Origin of the sequence: Sellimonas catena (genome assembly GCF_027924685.1) — a bacterium.
Taxonomy (GTDB): domain Bacteria; phylum Bacillota; class Clostridia; order Lachnospirales; family Lachnospiraceae; genus Sellimonas; species Sellimonas catena.
On record NZ_BSBO01000006.1, the window covers coordinates 21,882 to 37,509 of the forward strand.

The window sequence follows — 15,628 nt, forward strand, 5'->3', positions numbered from 1 at the left end:
CTGTCTCCTTTTCTTCTGTCTTTATGGTTCTATTTGTTATTTTTGCATTTGCTCCGCTTCTTCCAGAGACTGGTATCCATAGAAACGGACCATGAATCCGAGATTCTTCTCCGTCAGGTTTTCCCCTTTTTCGGCCATCTCCCGAATCATCCGTGCATACAGTTTGATGGTCCGGTCCGAAAAGGTGCCAATTTCACCTCTTAAATAAGTCTCCTGGGAAGTATCCCATGGTGTGTCTTCCGAGGTATGGATCTTTCTTCCAGTACTGCCAAGCTTCGGATATCTCCGGGCAAAGTCCTCCGCCCACGCAATTTCCTGCCGGATCAGTTCTTCCTGCAGACAAATCCGTTCTTCACTTCGCTTTGGAAGAATATCCCGGAAAGCTTCATATTCTTTTGGCGCTGTACTTTCCATCATTCTGGCGTACTTTTCCGTCAGCAGATTCCAGCCGTCCGCCCATGCATCCTGAAGATCCGCAAGATAACTCTTCAATACTTCCTCATTCCACACAAGGAACTGGCTGTTTCTCATAATCTCAAAGGTCTCTTTGTCATCCTGGCAGGAGGCCCTGCCTCCCTCATTGTGAACATTCTGGAACTGCTGCCATTCCATTTCCACAATCTCTTTAATCAACTGGTTTTTGTCCATCATGTCCCTTGTCCTTTTCTATTTCCATCAGCTTTTCCAGCACGGATGCCTTGTGGGCTTCCAGGAAATCATCTTCCCTGTCGGAAATCCCCTGCTCTTTCAACTCGCCTGCCACAATCCGGCAGATCTGTTCGATTTTCTCTTCTATATCTTTATCTGTCGTCTCTTTTTCCATCAGTTCTTCCAGAAGCACCCGGATCTCCGGAATCCGTTGGAATTCTTCCATACCTTTCATTTTCCATTTGTAAAACGGCATGTAGGTTTTGTTCAGAAGATATGCCGTCTCCACCGCCGCAGAAAGGAACTCTGACAGGGAAAAATACATAGCTCCAAGAGCATTTCTCTTTTTGGCACGCGGGAAATTATACTGTCCCGCCTGAGCCATTTTTCCAAGTGAAACATAGAGCCGTTTCAAGCGGGCACTCTCCGGTTCCGCGGAAAATGCCGCTCTTCTCTTCGTAAATTTCCCGAGCGGATCATCAAAGATCTCGCCGCTTACTGCGGTCCGCAGAGATTCCTGAGAAATGGAAAGCCAGTCTTTGTCTTCCTTCGGTGCTTTTTTATATCCGGTCAGATTCCGGAAAAAGGTCCCTATCTCAAAGACACCGACACGCCGCTTTCCCTGCTCCGTTGTATTTCTTACCGCATAGCCCATAAATTCTTTTGGCAGTGCGTCATAGGCTTCCTGCAACTTCTGCCCGATTTTCCGATAGTCTTTTTTCGTCAGCCACAGACAAAATCCCGGACCGAAATCGTGATCCGTGGACCAGGCATCGTCGTACCCCAGACATTCCGAGCCTTCTCCTACAAGCCCGGCCGCAATCCGCCCGGCATACTCCGGGAACTGCTCTTCGATCATCGTTTTTCCATATTCCTCATAATAAGCTTTTGCAAGTTCCAGACCTTTCATCTGGCTCTTCTCGGCCGCCTGCCGTCTTCTCAGCAGATCCGAGACAATTTCCAGATTCCGTTTTGTCACCTGATAGTACTCATTTTCACCGTAGAACCGGAAAATTTCATCCAGGGCTTTCTGATAGCATGCCTGAGATGCCTCCAGATTTCCTTCATGGAAATACGCTTCGCCAAGTCCGGACAACGCTGACGCATAGTGAGAATCCTTCCCGTCCGGCATCTTTTCAAAAATCCGGACTGCCTGTTCCATATGCGCTTTTCCTTCGGCCGTCTCGTTCATCTGGAAACAGAGATTTCCCAGGTTCGTATAGGTAATTGCCACTTCTACGTCTGCATCATCCAGCTTTCTGACAATCTCCATTGCCCGCTCCAGCTCCCGTTTCGCCTCTTTCAGACGTCCCGTTTCACTGTACAGAAGACTCAGATTATTATGAAGCGATGCCATATGGTAGTCCGGCCCCATAATATGTCTCCGGTAAATTTCATATGCCTGCGCATAAAGCGTTTCCGCTTCCTGATATTTTCCCGCGGCACGATATCCCGTCGCGGCATTTAACAGCATCGTACCATACTGCATCGTCCCGTCAAGCCCCAGCTCGTCCGCAAGCTCCATGGCCTGTCTGGTGCAGAGCAGACATTCCTCATACCTTCCTGCCGCCCGGTAATATCCCATCAGTTCATTCAAAATTGCAAGGATCGCTCCGTCATCTCCACAGGATGCCGCCTCTTTCAGTCCCCGTTTCAGGTACCCTTCTGCTTCACGGCCTTTCCCGGATGCATAGAGCAGATCCAGTCCTTCTAAAAATCGCTGTAGATCAAACATCGCTTCTTCCTATCCTTTCATATCCAGTTCCACCGGACAGTGATCGCTTCCCATGACCTCCGTCAGAATCTTCGCATCTTCCAGACGGTCTTTCAACGCTTCTGACACTACGAAGTAGTCAATACGCCACCCTGCGTTCTTCTTTCTTGCGCTGAACCGGTAGGACCACCAGGAATAAATTCCTTCCTGATCCGGATAAAAATACCGGAAAGTATCGATAAAGCCAGCAGCTTTCAGCGTCCGGAATTTGTCCCGCTCTTCATCGGTAAATCCGGCATTTTTCCGGTTGGTCTTCGGGTTCTTAAGGTCAATCTCTTCGGCTGCGACGTTCAGGTCTCCGCAGAAAACAACCGGTTTTTTCTCTTCCAGGCGCTTCAAATATGCAAGAAAATCCGTCTCCCATTGCATCCGGTAATCCAGTCTTGCAAGTTCACTCTGGGAATTCGGTGTATAAACCGTGACAAAATAAAAGTCCTCAAACTCCAGAGTAATCACACGCCCTTCCTGATCGTGCTCTTCGATGCCGATGCCGTACTGTACCGCAACCGGCTCCCGTTTCGTAAAAATAGCAGTTCCTGAGTATCCTTTCCGTACCGCATAGTTCCAGTACTGATGATATCCCGGAAGCTCCAGATCCAACTGTCCCTCCTGCATCTTTGTCTCCTGAATACAGAAAATATCTGCATCCGCCTCCTGAAAGAAATCCAGAAATCCTTTCTGCACACATGCGCGGATTCCATTTACATTCCATGATATAAACTTCATGTAACTTTCCTCCTGTATCTTATCTGATTTTCATTTTAAATTCATCATTACCAGACTAGTATACCATGAATCCATGTGGTAAACTATAACTACTTCTGTCAGGAAAGGAAAGTTATCATGAGAATCAAAAAAATCACAGAAAACAAAAAGCAGTTTCTGGATCTGCTTCTGCTTGCAGATGAGCAGGAAAGCATGATTGACCGTTATCTGGAAGCCGGCGACATGTATGCGCTTTATGATGAAGATCTCAAAGGCGTCTGTGTCGTGACATGCAGTGATGACGGCACCTGCGAGCTGAAAAATATCGCGGTTTACGAACATTGTCAGGGATCTGGATATGGCAGGAAGATGATCGATTATGTCTGCGGACTTTATTCCGGAAAGTATCATACCATGTATGTCGGAACCGGAGACAGCCCGCTGACTGTTCCGTTTTATAAAAAATGCGGCTTCACCGAGTCTCACCGGGTGAAAAACTTCTTTACCGCCAACTACGACCATCCGATTTTCGAATGCGGAATTCAACTCGTGGATATGGTCTATTTGAAAAAAGAACTGTAAAACACAGGAGGATCCTGCCGTGCGGCATGAGCCTCCTTCCCATTATCTCTGTTCTTCCTGATAATAAACTTCTTTTAAAAACAGTCCCTGTGCCGGAGCCAGAAATCCGGCGCAGGCCCGGCTTTTCGCTTTCAGAATCTCCGGTATGTCCCTGGCACTCTTCTTTCCGCTTCCCACTTCCAGAAGAGTCCCGCTTAGAATCCGCACCATATGGTACATAAATCCGTTTCCCCGAAAGGACATACAAAGGGAGTCTCCTCTTTTTTCTATCTGGATCTCATCGATCCGCCTCGTGCAGCCCTTCTCATCTTTCCGGTCGGTAAAACTGGAAAAATCATGTCTTCCGAGCAGATATCCTGCGGCCCGTTCCATTTCCTCAATATCCAGTTCTTCCGGATAATGACACGTATACCTTCTGGAAAATACCTGCTGCTTTTCCCGCAAGTCTACATGATATTCGTAACATTTCCCTTTGGCGCTCCGGCGTCCGTGAAAGGTATTCGGGACCAGTTCCATGCTGCGGATCCGAATGTCCTCCGGAAGACCTGCATTGAGTTTTCTTAAGAATTCTCTTTCCTCCACTTTCCCTGAAAGCCTCAGGCTTGCCACCTGTCCTCTGGCGTGGACTCCGGCATCCGTTCTCCCGGATCCCTGGATTTTCACTTCATATCCGGTCAATTTGCAAATGGCATCTTCTATCACATTCTGGATCGTATTCTCTGCTCCCGGCTGCCGCTGCCATCCCTGGTAACGGGTACCGTCATAGGAGATCGTCAGTTTATACGTTCTCATATCCTTGCCTCTCCTTTCAAGAACTTCTCCATCACATTTCTGAGAAGTGTCTGAATTTCCTCCTCAGAAAGTCTCATGTTCCCTCCATAAAGCTGCGTCGCAATTCCGTGGGCATAAAAACGGACATCCCGGTACAAGCCTTCGCTTTCTTGAATGGAAATTTTAAACTGTTCGGCTGTACACTCGATTGTCTCCCGGTTCCACGGAGAATCAATGACCTCCTGAACTGTACGTGAACCAAGAAGCGGATTTACAAACAAGGCTCCAAAGAAATTCCGCTCTTTTCTGGCAAAATTGATATAGGCAAAGCTGATCGTAAACAGATAGTCTGCCTTATCAATATATTGATTGATAAACTCAGTATAGTACTCGTCGATTCTGAGCTTTACCTCCGCTTTCAGTTCATTCATATCCTGAAAAGACTGAAAAATCGGCATTGTAGAGCAGTTCAGCTGTTTCGCGAGATATCTGGCATTCAGGCTTTCAATACCTTCCTCGTGAATGATCTCAAATGCCTTCTGCAAAATCAGTTCCTTTGTAATTCTCTTTTTCGGCGGCATGAAAAGTTCCTCCCTTCTTTTTAATATCATACGTTATATAACATTAGTTATTATAAGAGTGTTTTCTTTTTTCGTCAAGTATTTTCCGTAATTTATGTCATTGGATGTTGCTGCTCACACTCTTCCCATAACGCAAACAGGAGAATCCTTTCGGATCCTCCTATTTTTTATCCAGTATACTTTTCAATTCTTCCATGAACGTATTGACGTCCTTAAATTCACGATAAACAGATGCGAAGCGCACATAGGCAACCTCATCCAGATCTTTGAGTCTTCTCATAACAATCTCACCGATCACCTTGCTCGGAATCTCTTTTTCCTCGCGATTGAAAATCTCATTCTCGATCTGCTCAACCGTCTTTTCAATCACTTCAGCCGGAACCGGTCTTTTATAGCACGCCTGAAGAATGCCCTTTTCGATCTTTTCCCGGTCGTACTGCTCTCTGTTATTGTCCTTTTTAATGACAATCAGAGGGATTGTCTCTACTTTCTCGTAGGTCGTAAACCGCTTTCCACAGGAATCGCAGGAGCGTCGCCTGCGTATTGAAGATCCATCCTCAGCAGGGCGGGAATCAATCACTCTTGTATCCGGATTGCCGCAGTATGGACATTTCATCTCATGTACCATCCTTTCTCCAAAATCTGGTATCAGTATACCATTACCATTTTAGGCGGTCAACATATTCTCCGTTTTATCTGCACTCACACAGGAATTTTTCCTCACAGATATCAACCAGTATGATATCCGGTCCCACTTTACAGATACATTCGAATGGAATCACATATTCACTGTCATATCCAAACAATCCTCCCAGTCTTCCAGGTCCCGGTACGACAATCGCCTGAATACAACCTTTTTTCATATCCACCACCAGATCCGCCACACAGCCAAGTCTTCTGCAGTTCACCGTATTGATGACCTCTTTTTCTCTCAGATCACAAAGCCTCATTTTATTCCCCTCCCGTTACCCGGAATCCTGCGGCGCAGAACGTCCGTTGTCTTTATGGACAAAAAAGACGCATACACCGGTCTTATCACCAGCATATGCGTCATTTCTTCTTTTGTTACATGTCAAAATCCATTACAGATTCATTACCTTTTCGCTTTCAAATGCTTTTGCGATCACTGCCGTCAAAATGCCGCCAAGCACTAATGTCATAACAAGAGTCACACCGTACTGTGCCATCGTCACTTCCGATGTCAGAATCCCTTTTAAAGCGAGTGCAGTATTATAAAATGGTATCAGATAATCTTTCATTCCGGCCTCGCTTGTCGTGAACATGGTCATCATACCAATCACAAGAACCACCATGTATGCCGGCGTTATATAGGTACTGGCCTCTTTCAGGTCTCTCGCAAACACAGAGATCAGAATGACAATCGCCGAGTAAAGGAACGCGATTGCTACCAGCAGGATTCCGATCATGACAATCTGTTCCGGTGTAATTTCAATATCCAGCCCGCTGTCTCCTCCCAGAATCTTCGGGAATGTCGCACCCATCACAACAATATAGATGACCGAAGATATTCCGGAAATTGTCATCAGGGCAAATACTTTTCCAAGTACGATGGATTTTCTTTTGACCGGAGTCACTAGAAGACTTGCCATCGTTCCCCTCTCTTTTTCCCCCGCAATCATGTCAGTTCCGATTCCCATTGCGCCTGCAAAGAGCAGGATCGTGATGAAATACGGAAGCATCATGCCGAGTGCTTTGCCGCTTGCCTTATGGTCATCCTGGACAATCATATCTTTATTGTCGCTGTTGACAGTAAAGATCTGAAGCCCGTTCATATCTGCCACTCTCTGGGACAGCAAGGTCTGACGGTATGCTTCCAGCGTCTGATTGGAAATCAGTTCATAAGCACTTGAGGAGTAGTCCTCGGACGGATTGTAGTATGTCTTGATCTGCGGCACCTCATCTCCTGTCTGATATTCCTGAATCATGGAATCAAAATTCTCCGGGAATTCAATCAAGAGATCCGCATCTCCGTTCCGCAGAAGATCCATAACATTTTCTCTTTCACCGTCTGTCTTTATGGTATTGACCTCCATATTCAAATCCGCAGCTTCCAGAAATGCGCTGAAACTGTCCGGCTCATTGATCATATATACGATTGATCTGTGGTTCTCGATATCTTCTACCTGTCTCGTCGCAAGGTTTCCTACCAACGCCATGATTCCGACCATAATCAGGACCGGAAGCAGAAAAACAGAAAAAATCATCTTTTTATCTTTGAAAATACGTGCAAGTTCTTTTTTGTATATCGTTTTCATCTTACGCTTCCCCCTTTACACTTTTAAAGTATTCGAAGAAAGCATCTTCCAGATCGTGAGTACCTGTCTCCTCCAGAATTTCGGCAAGCGTTCCCTCTGCTCTCTTTTTCCCGTCAATAATAATCCCGATCCGGTCGCAGAGCTTTTCTGCCTCGGACATAATATGGGTAGAGATTATAACAAGCTTTCCTTCTTCTTTCAGTTTTCTCAGATAGTCAGTTACACTTCTCGCTGTGATGATATCAAGTCCGTTCGTCGGCTCGTCAAAAATCACCACTTCCGGATCATGAATCAGGCTGACTGCAATGGCCGCTTTCTGTTTCATACCCGTGGAAAGCTCTTTGATCTTTTTATGTGCAAAGTCATTAATTCCAAAATATGTAAATAACTCTTCTTTTCTCTTTTTAATCTGATCCGGTGCAATCCCTCTGAGTTCTCCGAAAAAATCAAACAGATAATCTACCGAGAACTGCGGATCCAGCTTAATATCGCTTGTCAGGAATCCAATACTCTTTCTGACTGCTTCTGAGTTCTTCTGTACCTCATTGCCATTTACATAAATCTCTCCCGACGACGGTTTGATAATCGTCGCAATACACCGGAGCGTCGTCGTTTTCCCCGCTCCGTTCGGACCGAGCAGCCCATAGATCTCCCCTGATTTTGCAGTCAGCGTCAGGTGATCCACCGCTGTCTTTTTCGGATTCTTTGTGTGAGATTCCTGCATCTGCTTTTTATTCAGCTTGTAAATCTTTGTCAGGTCATGAATCTCAATTTGAACACTCTCATTCATAGCCTTTTCCTCCATCTGTCATTCAGTGTCATGAATTTTCTTGACTCTTTATCATAATTGCATCTCTTTTACCTTCTGTCAAGTAAAATCTTATGACAATTTTACCCCCCCCCCGGTAATTTTTTGTCAAGTATTTTCAATTATTTTCTGGATTCTCCGGCTGATCAGCCCTGATTTTGTTCAGAAATGTGTTTGACCGCTGATTATGATTTTGCGGTCTATGAAATGATACTCCCAGTTTACAGAGATTCTGATCTTCTGTCAACCGGGAGTAATTGATTTGTTTTCACATATTTTATGCAAACTGACTTTCGTACAGCTGCTTATAAAATCCATTTTTCGCCAGCAGTTCTTCGTGTGTTCCCTGCTCAATGATATTTCCGTCTTTCATGACGAGGATCCGGTCCGCCGTGCGGATCGTGGATAAGCGGTGTGCCACGATGAAACTGGTTCGTCCTTCCATAAGCTTCTCAAAAGCCTGCTGCACCCGGATCTCAGTCCGTGTATCGATGGAAGAGGTGGCCTCATCAAGAATCAGTACCGGAGGCAGTCTGAGCATGACTCTGGCAATACATAAAAGCTGTTTCTGTCCCTGTGAAAGATTGCCGCCTTCTTCAGAGATTACCGTATCGTATCCATCCGGCATTCTTGTGATAAATCCGTGGGCATGCGCTTCTTTCGCCGCATGAATGATCTCTTCTCTCGTTGCATCCGGATTTCCGTAGGCAATATTTTCTGCAATCGTCGCGGATTTCAGCCAGGTCTCCTGAAGTACCATTCCATAATTTTCTCTCAGGCTGTCCCTTGTAATATGCCGGATATCCTCACCTTCCATACGGATAACCCCTGCATCTACATCATAGAAACGCATGAGAAGATTGATGAGAGTCGTCTTTCCGCATCCTGTCGGACCGACAATCGCAATCTTCTGCCCCGGCTTTACGTTCAGATTCAGATCTTTCAGAAGCGGTACTTCTTTCTTATAAGAAAAGCTTACGTGTTCCAGATCCAGGTTTCCTTTTGCATCTATCAGTACCACGGCGTCCTTATCATCTTTCGGCTCCGGTTCTTCTTCGATAAAATCAAACACCCTTTTTGCGCAGGCAAGTGCATTTTGGAGTTCCGTCACGACACCGGAAATCTCATTAAACGGTTTTGTATACTGATTCGCATAGGTCAGAAAGCAGGAAAGCTGTCCGACGCTGATGATCCCGGACATCGCGCTTAACGCCCCCGTGATTCCAACCCCCATATAGACAAGGTTATTGACAAACCGGGTACTCGGGTTCGTAATGGACGAAAAGAAAATCGCTTTCAGGCTGTAGGTTTTCAGTTTTCCATTGATTTCGTCAAACCGTTCGGAAGCGGTGCTTCCGTATCCGAATGCCTGTACTACTTTCTGATTTCCTACCATCTCGTTAACGAGCGATGTCATATCCGCCCTTGCTTCCGACTGTTTTTTAAACATCTGGTATGTCCGTTTTGCAATGAATCCCGCAACAAAGAAGGACAATGGTGTGAGCAGCACGACAACCAGAGTAATTTTCACATCAATGGTCAGCATGAAAATCAATGTCGTAACAATTGTTACTACTCCGGAGAAAAACTGGGTAAATCCCATCAAAAGTCCGTCCGAAAACTGCTCCACGTCTGTGATAATCCTGCTGATGGTATCTCCATTTGCATGGCTGTCCACATAAGAAAGGGGCAGTCTTTCCAGTTTTTTAAATGCTTTTAGCCGTACGTCTCTTACTACCCGGTAGGTAATCTGATTATTGCACAGATTCATCAGCCACTGTCCCACACCTGTAATCGCAATGATAACGGCAAGTTTTTTCAGAATATCAAGAATCCGGTCAAACAGTACCTGATCTTTTCCTATAATAAAATCAATAGCATCACCAACCAGAATCGGTGCATACAGGGTCAGCACTCCTGTCAAGACTGCGAAAAGGATCGATAAAATCACATAAAACGAATATGGTCTGATATAAAAAAGTACCTTTTTCCATGTACTGTCCTGCTTATGCATGCTGGCCCACCTCCTTTTCTGAAAGCTGAGAGAGACAGATTTCTCTGTAAACCTCGCATGATTTCATCAGTTCATCATGTGTGCCGATTCCGGCAATCTTTCCATCATCCATGACAATGATCCGGTCCGCCTGCATGACAGATGCCGCTCTTTGTGATACAACAAAGACCGTCATATCTTTCAGGCCTTTGACAGCTTTCCGAAGCCTGGCATCCGTTGCAAAATCCAGTGCAGATGCACTGTCATCCAGGATCAGGATCTGCGGCTTTCGTACAAGAGCACGGGCAATCGTCAGTCTCTGTTTCTGTCCGCCGGAAAGATTTTTTCCTCCCTCATTAATCAGTGTGTCCAGACCGTCCGGCTTTCCTTCCACAACCTCCAGTGCCTGGGCAGTGCGGATCGCTTCCATGATCTGCTCATCATCTGCATCTTCATTTCCAACTTTCATATTGTCACGGATCGTTCCGCGGAAAAGAACTGCCCTTTGCGGAACCATTCCGATCTTCTTTCTTAGTTCTTCAATCTTATAATTACGGACATCCTCTCCGTCTACGGTCACACTTCCTTCCGCCACGTCATAAAAGCGCGGAATCATCTGTACAAGCGTAGACTTTCCGGAACCGGTTCCTCCGATTACCCCGATCATCTCTCCCTTTTTCACAGAGAAATCCAGACCGGTGACCGCATAAACCTTACTCTCCGGATAGGCAAACGACACCTGATGGAATGCTGCCGCTTCCCTTGTCTGCTCCTGCTCTGCCCCCTCTTTATCTGTCACTTTCTTAACTCCGTCTCCATCCTGAATGGACGGTTCCAGTGCAAATACTTCATTGATGCGGTTGGCACAGGCAAGCGCTTTTGTAAAGCTGACAATTAGATTGGACAACGCCACCAGCGCAGTGAGAATCTGTGTCATGTAGTTTACAAGGGCGATGACCTCTCCCTGTGTAATGCCACCCGCGTATGTTTCCCGGCCTCCAAACCAGACAATGGCTATGGTCGCCACGTTGACGATAATGTAGGTTGCCGGATTTAAAAGAGCCGAAATTTTTCCGACCAGCATCTGTGCTGCCAGAAATTTTGCATTCTCCGCCTTGAATTCATCCCGTTCTCTTCCCTGCATGCCAAAAGCCCGGATGACGCGGATTCCTTCCAGATTTTCTCTTGTAGAAAGTAAAATCCGGTCAAGCAGTTTCTGTACCTTCCGGTAAAGCGGAATCGATACCACCATGATCCCGTAGATCACCAGCGCCAGAAGCGGCACCGCAACTACAAAAATCAACGCAAGCTTCACACTGATGGTAAACGCCATAATCAGCGCACCGACAACGATAAACGGGGAACGAAGGAAGAGCCGCAGAACCAGATTGACCCCGGACTGCACCTGGTTGATATCACTCGTGATCCTTGTTACCAGAGTCGCGCTCCCTGCCCGGTCAATTTCCGCATAGGAAAGGCTCTGGATATGCCGGAACATATCATGTCGCAGGGCCGTTCCGAATCCGACGGATGCCTTTGCTGCAAAATACTGGGCTGTCAGCGAACATGCCAGTCCAAGTACCGCAAACAGAATCAAAATGCTCCCCATCCGCAGGATGTATCCTGTGTCCTGATTTCGGATTCCAATGTCTATCATGTTCGCCATAATGAGCGGCACCACCAGCTCAAAGCAGGCCTCCAGAAGCTTAAACAACGGACCGATGACACTCTCCTTTTTGTAATCATTCAGATACTTCAACAATTTTCTCATTTCTTTGATCTCCTATTCGATGCTTTCTTTATTATAAGGTCTTGGACCTGCCCCCGCAAGTATGAACACAGTTTTCTATGTATTCTCTTAATTCTTTTTGAACCTTCTTGTCTTTTTTTTCAATTCTTTTTATACTATAAGAAATCATTTTCAGGAGGTTTTACAATGAGTATTACTGTACATACAACCCATTTTACCGAACGGCCGGACTACACCGGACGGCTTGAAAAGGAGCAGCGTGTCTATGATCTGCTGGAGCAGCTCCACATTTCCTTCGAAGGAGTTGACCACGATACTGCCAATACGATCGAAGACTGTGAGGCAGTTGAGGCGGAGCTTGGTGTGAAGATCTGTAAAAATCTGTTCCTGCGAAACCGTCAGAAGACGACTTTCTATCTTCTCATGATGCCGGGAGATAAGAAATTTGTAACAAAGGATCTTTCCGGACAGCTTGGAATCTCCCGTCTTTCCTTCGCGGAGCCGGAATTCATGGAGGAGTATCTGGACCTGACACCGGGATCTGCAAGTGTCCTTGGACTGATGAATGATCCGGATCGGGAAGTCAATCTTTTGATCGATGAGGATCTTCTCAAAGACGAATATATCGGATGTCACCCGTGTATCAACACCTCGACACTCAAAATCCGGACAGCCGATATTCTGAATGTTTTTCTGAAGCATACCGGACACCGCCCGACACTTGTGCGCCTTTAGCCACATGTTTCGCGATTATGAAAAGGGATTTTACAAAAGAATGGAGAAGTTTTTATGCTTGCAGTTTATTTAAGCCCCCTCTACCTTGCAGTCAATTTGTACCTTCTGCACCGGATCTTTACATGGCTTACCGATATCCATCCATTTTTTGAAAAACGCGCGGTGCGGATCGTACTTGGGATCTGCTACTTCTTTGTCGCGTTTTCTCCGGGGATCGGATTCCTTGTTCCTGCCGGAACAGCTCAGAGAATTCTAAAAGGGCTCGGTTACTACTGGATGGGCATCATGCTCTACACGGCTCTGATTGTCATCGCAGCCGACCTGATACGTCTCATTGTCAGAAAAGTACGAAAGAAAACCTTTCACCGTCTCCGCCCTGCACTTGCCGGAACGATCTGCTTTTTTCTGATTGCCGCGATCAGCATTTATGGAATGTTCAATGCACGTTTCATCCGGATCACTCCGTATGAGGTGACGATTGATAAGAAGGCCGGGAATCTGGATTCTCTTAAGATCGCCCTTGTGGCAGATCTGCATCTCGGATACAGTGTCGGCACTTCCCAGATGCGTCAGATGGTTGACAAAATCAATGCCCAGAATCCGGATCTGATTGTCATTGCAGGGGATATTTTTGACAACGAATATGAAGCGCTTGACAAGCCGGAAAAACTGGCTGAAATCCTTTCCGGACTTCAGAGTACTTACGGCACCTATGCCTGCTACGGAAACCACGATATTCAGGAGCCGATTCTGGCCGGATTTACCTTTCCTCAGGATGGTAAAAAAATGAGCGATCCTCAAATGGATGTTTTTCTTGAAAAAGCCGGGATCACCCTGCTTCGGGATGAGAGTGTTCTGATTGATGATGCCTTTTATCTTTATGGCAGACCGGATTATGAACGTCCCGGGCGCGGTATAACCAGCCGGAAAACACCGGAAGAGATTACACGGGATCTGAATACGAATAAGCCGGTTATCGTCATCGATCATGAACCGCGGGAACTGTCTGAGCTTTCGGATGCCGGTGTTGATCTGGATCTGTGCGGCCATACTCATGACGGCCAGATCTTTCCGGTCAATCTGATCACAAACCTTGTATGGGAAAATTCCTGTGGTTACCTTCAAAAAGGCTCCATGCATAATATTGTAACTTCCGGTGTGGGAGTCTTTGGTCCGAACATGCGGGTTGCTACCAAAAGCGAAATCTGTATGATTGATGTCCGTTTTCAGTCTTAACATTTTTTACAGGGAACGACGTTTCCTGTTAAAACAAAAAACATCAGGTGTCTCCTAGGAGCGCACCTGATGTTTTTGAAATCCGAAATAGGAACAGACTGCACAGACCGGCGTAAAGCAGACAGCAGCAATTATTCCCATCTGATAAACCTGTATCTTCGTTGTTCCGATCTCATAGGCCGGGAGATTGAAAATCTTGGCCGGAGACAGAAGATTAACCGGACACATTTCCAGAATGTGGTTAAGCCACGGAATATCCCATACGCCCCACAAAAACATTGGAAGCGCAAAAAACGCGAGAGTGACAAGAACGCTGACAAAAGAAGACGTTCCAAGCGCCGATGCCGCAAGCGCAAATCCGGTGATCATCAGAAGGCCTGCAAATCCCATAACCGCAAGAATCAGAACTGCTTTCCAGTAAGGCAGATCAAACGGTGCATTTCCGATCATTCCGGTTGCACAAAGATGCGCGTCCACAAAAAGTCCGTCCGTTCCAAAATAGCCAATCGTAAGCAGCGTCAAATACAGACTTGTCACTGCAAAGATCCCGGCAGAGCAGAGAAAAGACGCCAGGATCTTCGCTCTTGCGCACCGTGTTTTCCCAAAACGCGAGGACAAAATAAGCGAATCCATTCCCGATGTATATTCTTCCGCAAACACCGGAGAAATCATAACAATCAAAAGGAGCGGGGCCAGCAGAAGAAAGCTTCACAGTTGCTGTCTTTTCTCCCGTTACATAGGCAATCTCTCTTGCTTTCAGCCCATGGAAATACGAAAGATCCAGCACTTCTCTCTGTTCCGGCTTCAGACACTGCATTGCCTTTTGCAGCATCACCTGCTCTGATACCTGATCGGCAAAGTCTTCCTCCCGGAGCCGTTCTTCGTAACCGTCCTCATATCCTAATTCAGCCTCCGCCTTTTTCCGGAAAAAATCAATGCAGACACTCCTTGCGATTCCAAATAAATACGCCCGGAATTTCTTCTGCTCCACATAGCGGTTCAGGTACCGGATGACACGTAGAAACGTTTCCTGCGCGCAGTCATATGCCGCGCTTTCCCGTCCTGTTCTGGAATAACAATATTGAAATATTTCCTGATAATATGCTTCAATCAACTCGTTCATCTGCTCCGGTTCCCCGGATTGAATACGCCGTATTCGTTCTCTGTCTGTCATGGTTATAGCCTCATTTTTATAAAACGTCTTACATATTGTATAACGAATCAGAAGAGAAAAAAGATTAAAAAAAGAAGAAAAATTTCTCCGCCTGACCGACATCTGAAATTTTTCTTCTTCCATTTGTAGTTATAGTGTCATTTCAATAATCTTTTCTTTGAGATTGTGGTACATTTTGGCAATCGCAACCAGTTGTCCTACCATATCACGTATCGTACACTCTACCATGACACCGGAGATATCCAGTATGTCAACGTCAGAAACAACGGAGCAATCCTGGAGCTCCCGGCTGATTCCGCAGTTGAAGTTGCATGCCGTATCACAGCGGACGGACCAAAACCGCTTGCAACCGGGGAACTGAAAGTTTCCATCAGCGGTTATGTGCATATGATTAAAGCGTTCGAACGCATGACGATTGAAGCCGCCGTAAAAGGTGACCGGAACCTTGCTGTTGCTGCCCTGAACTTAAATCCGCTCTGTCCGAGTGATGAACTCGCAAATATCGTTGTGGATGAACTTCTGGAGGCACACAAAGAATATCTTCCGCAGTTTTTCAAAAACCAGACATCTTTTCGATAAATACCTTTTCATCGAA

The 15,628-nt window shown here is 46.1% G+C and carries 17 protein-coding genes; 4 read left to right on the forward strand and 13 right to left on the reverse strand.

Features of this window, described 5'->3' with window-relative positions; all coding sequences use genetic code 11:
* Nucleotides 1-36 precede the first annotated feature (36 nt).
* From Selli1_RS04070 to Selli1_RS04080, 3 genes are read right to left on the reverse strand one after another with little or no spacing between them, the layout of a single operon-like run.
* Nucleotides 37-651, reverse strand: a complete 615-nt coding sequence (locus tag Selli1_RS04070) for a DUF4125 family protein (protein ID WP_207670222.1) — start codon at nt 649-651, stop codon at nt 37-39.
* Nucleotides 626-2,383: a tetratricopeptide repeat protein gene (locus Selli1_RS04075; RefSeq protein ID WP_281872374.1), complete on the reverse strand. Its 1,758-nt coding sequence runs from the start codon at nt 2,381-2,383 to the stop codon at nt 626-628. The genes Selli1_RS04070 and Selli1_RS04075 overlap by 26 nt, the downstream gene beginning before the upstream one ends.
* A gap of 9 nt (nt 2,384-2,392) precedes the next feature.
* Nucleotides 2,393-3,148 (reverse strand): exodeoxyribonuclease III, encoded by a 756-nt coding sequence (locus Selli1_RS04080; protein WP_281872375.1) that lies wholly within the window; start codon nt 3,146-3,148, stop codon nt 2,393-2,395.
* Nucleotides 3,149-3,265: 117 nt separating this feature from the next.
* Here Selli1_RS04080 and Selli1_RS04085 point away from each other — a divergent pair, with 117 nt between their 5' ends.
* Entirely contained in the window at nt 3,266-3,709 is a 444-nt protein-coding gene (locus Selli1_RS04085; RefSeq protein WP_281872376.1) for a GNAT family N-acetyltransferase, read from the forward strand.
* Nucleotides 3,710-3,751: 42 nt separating this feature from the next.
* Here the strand turns inward: Selli1_RS04085 and truA are convergent, their stop codons facing one another.
* From truA to Selli1_RS04125, 8 genes are all read right to left on the reverse strand, one after another.
* Nucleotides 3,752-4,501, reverse strand: coding sequence for a tRNA pseudouridine(38-40) synthase TruA (gene truA / locus Selli1_RS04090; RefSeq protein ID WP_087252456.1), 750 nt, complete (start codon nt 4,499-4,501; stop codon nt 3,752-3,754).
* Nucleotides 4,498-5,061, reverse strand: coding sequence for a TetR/AcrR family transcriptional regulator (locus Selli1_RS04095; RefSeq protein WP_087168099.1), 564 nt, complete (start codon nt 5,059-5,061; stop codon nt 4,498-4,500). Before Selli1_RS04095 ends, truA begins: the two co-directional genes overlap by 4 nt.
* Nucleotides 5,062-5,221: 160 nt before the next feature.
* Nucleotides 5,222-5,677 (reverse strand): transcriptional regulator NrdR, encoded by a 456-nt coding sequence (gene nrdR, locus Selli1_RS04100; protein ID WP_087168175.1) that lies wholly within the window; start codon nt 5,675-5,677, stop codon nt 5,222-5,224.
* A gap of 76 nt (nt 5,678-5,753) precedes the next feature.
* Nucleotides 5,754-6,011 (reverse strand): PRC-barrel domain-containing protein, encoded by a 258-nt coding sequence (locus tag Selli1_RS04105; RefSeq protein ID WP_281872377.1) that lies wholly within the window; start codon nt 6,009-6,011, stop codon nt 5,754-5,756.
* A gap of 132 nt (nt 6,012-6,143) precedes the next feature.
* Nucleotides 6,144-7,337 carry an ABC transporter permease gene (locus Selli1_RS04110; RefSeq protein ID WP_281872378.1) on the reverse strand — a complete coding sequence of 398 codons (1,194 nt, stop codon included), beginning with the start codon at nt 7,335-7,337 and terminating at the stop codon, nt 6,144-6,146.
* Nucleotide 7,338: 1 nt separating this feature from the next.
* Nucleotides 7,339-8,127 (reverse strand): ABC transporter ATP-binding protein, encoded by a 789-nt coding sequence (locus Selli1_RS04115; protein WP_087252453.1) that lies wholly within the window; start codon nt 8,125-8,127, stop codon nt 7,339-7,341.
* A gap of 295 nt (nt 8,128-8,422) precedes the next feature.
* Nucleotides 8,423-10,159, reverse strand: coding sequence for an ABC transporter ATP-binding protein (locus tag Selli1_RS04120; protein WP_281872380.1), 1,737 nt, complete (start codon nt 10,157-10,159; stop codon nt 8,423-8,425).
* Nucleotides 10,152-11,909 carry an ABC transporter ATP-binding protein gene (locus tag Selli1_RS04125; protein ID WP_087168104.1) on the reverse strand — a complete coding sequence of 586 codons (1,758 nt, stop codon included), beginning with the start codon at nt 11,907-11,909 and terminating at the stop codon, nt 10,152-10,154. Before Selli1_RS04125 ends, Selli1_RS04120 begins: the two co-directional genes overlap by 8 nt.
* Before the next feature lie 165 nt (nt 11,910-12,074).
* Here Selli1_RS04125 and Selli1_RS04130 point away from each other — a divergent pair, with 165 nt between their 5' ends.
* Both Selli1_RS04130 and Selli1_RS04135 read left to right on the forward strand, forming a co-directional pair.
* Nucleotides 12,075-12,623 (forward strand): prolyl-tRNA synthetase associated domain-containing protein, encoded by a 549-nt coding sequence (locus Selli1_RS04130; RefSeq protein ID WP_087168105.1) that lies wholly within the window; start codon nt 12,075-12,077, stop codon nt 12,621-12,623.
* Between the two features lie 54 nt (nt 12,624-12,677).
* Entirely contained in the window at nt 12,678-13,859 is a 1,182-nt protein-coding gene (locus Selli1_RS04135; RefSeq protein WP_281872381.1) for a metallophosphoesterase, read from the forward strand.
* 54 nt (nt 13,860-13,913) lie between these two features.
* On the opposite strand, the gene Selli1_RS04140 is transcribed toward Selli1_RS04135, so the two are convergent.
* Together Selli1_RS04140 and Selli1_RS04145 are read right to left on the reverse strand one after the other, a co-directional pair.
* Nucleotides 13,914-14,336, reverse strand: coding sequence for a hypothetical protein (locus Selli1_RS04140; RefSeq protein WP_281844661.1), 423 nt, complete (start codon nt 14,334-14,336; stop codon nt 13,914-13,916).
* A complete protein-coding gene (locus Selli1_RS04145; RefSeq protein ID WP_281872382.1) occupies nt 14,287-15,033 on the reverse strand; it encodes an RNA polymerase sigma factor in 747 nt (248 codons plus the stop codon). Before Selli1_RS04145 ends, Selli1_RS04140 begins: the two co-directional genes overlap by 50 nt.
* Nucleotides 15,034-15,198: 165 nt before the next feature.
* Between Selli1_RS04145 and Selli1_RS04150 the strand changes: the two genes are divergently transcribed.
* A complete protein-coding gene (locus Selli1_RS04150) occupies nt 15,199-15,612 on the forward strand; it encodes a family 4 glycosyl hydrolase (protein ID WP_281872383.1) in 414 nt (137 codons plus the stop codon).
* Nucleotides 15,613-15,628: the final 16 nt, after the last annotated feature.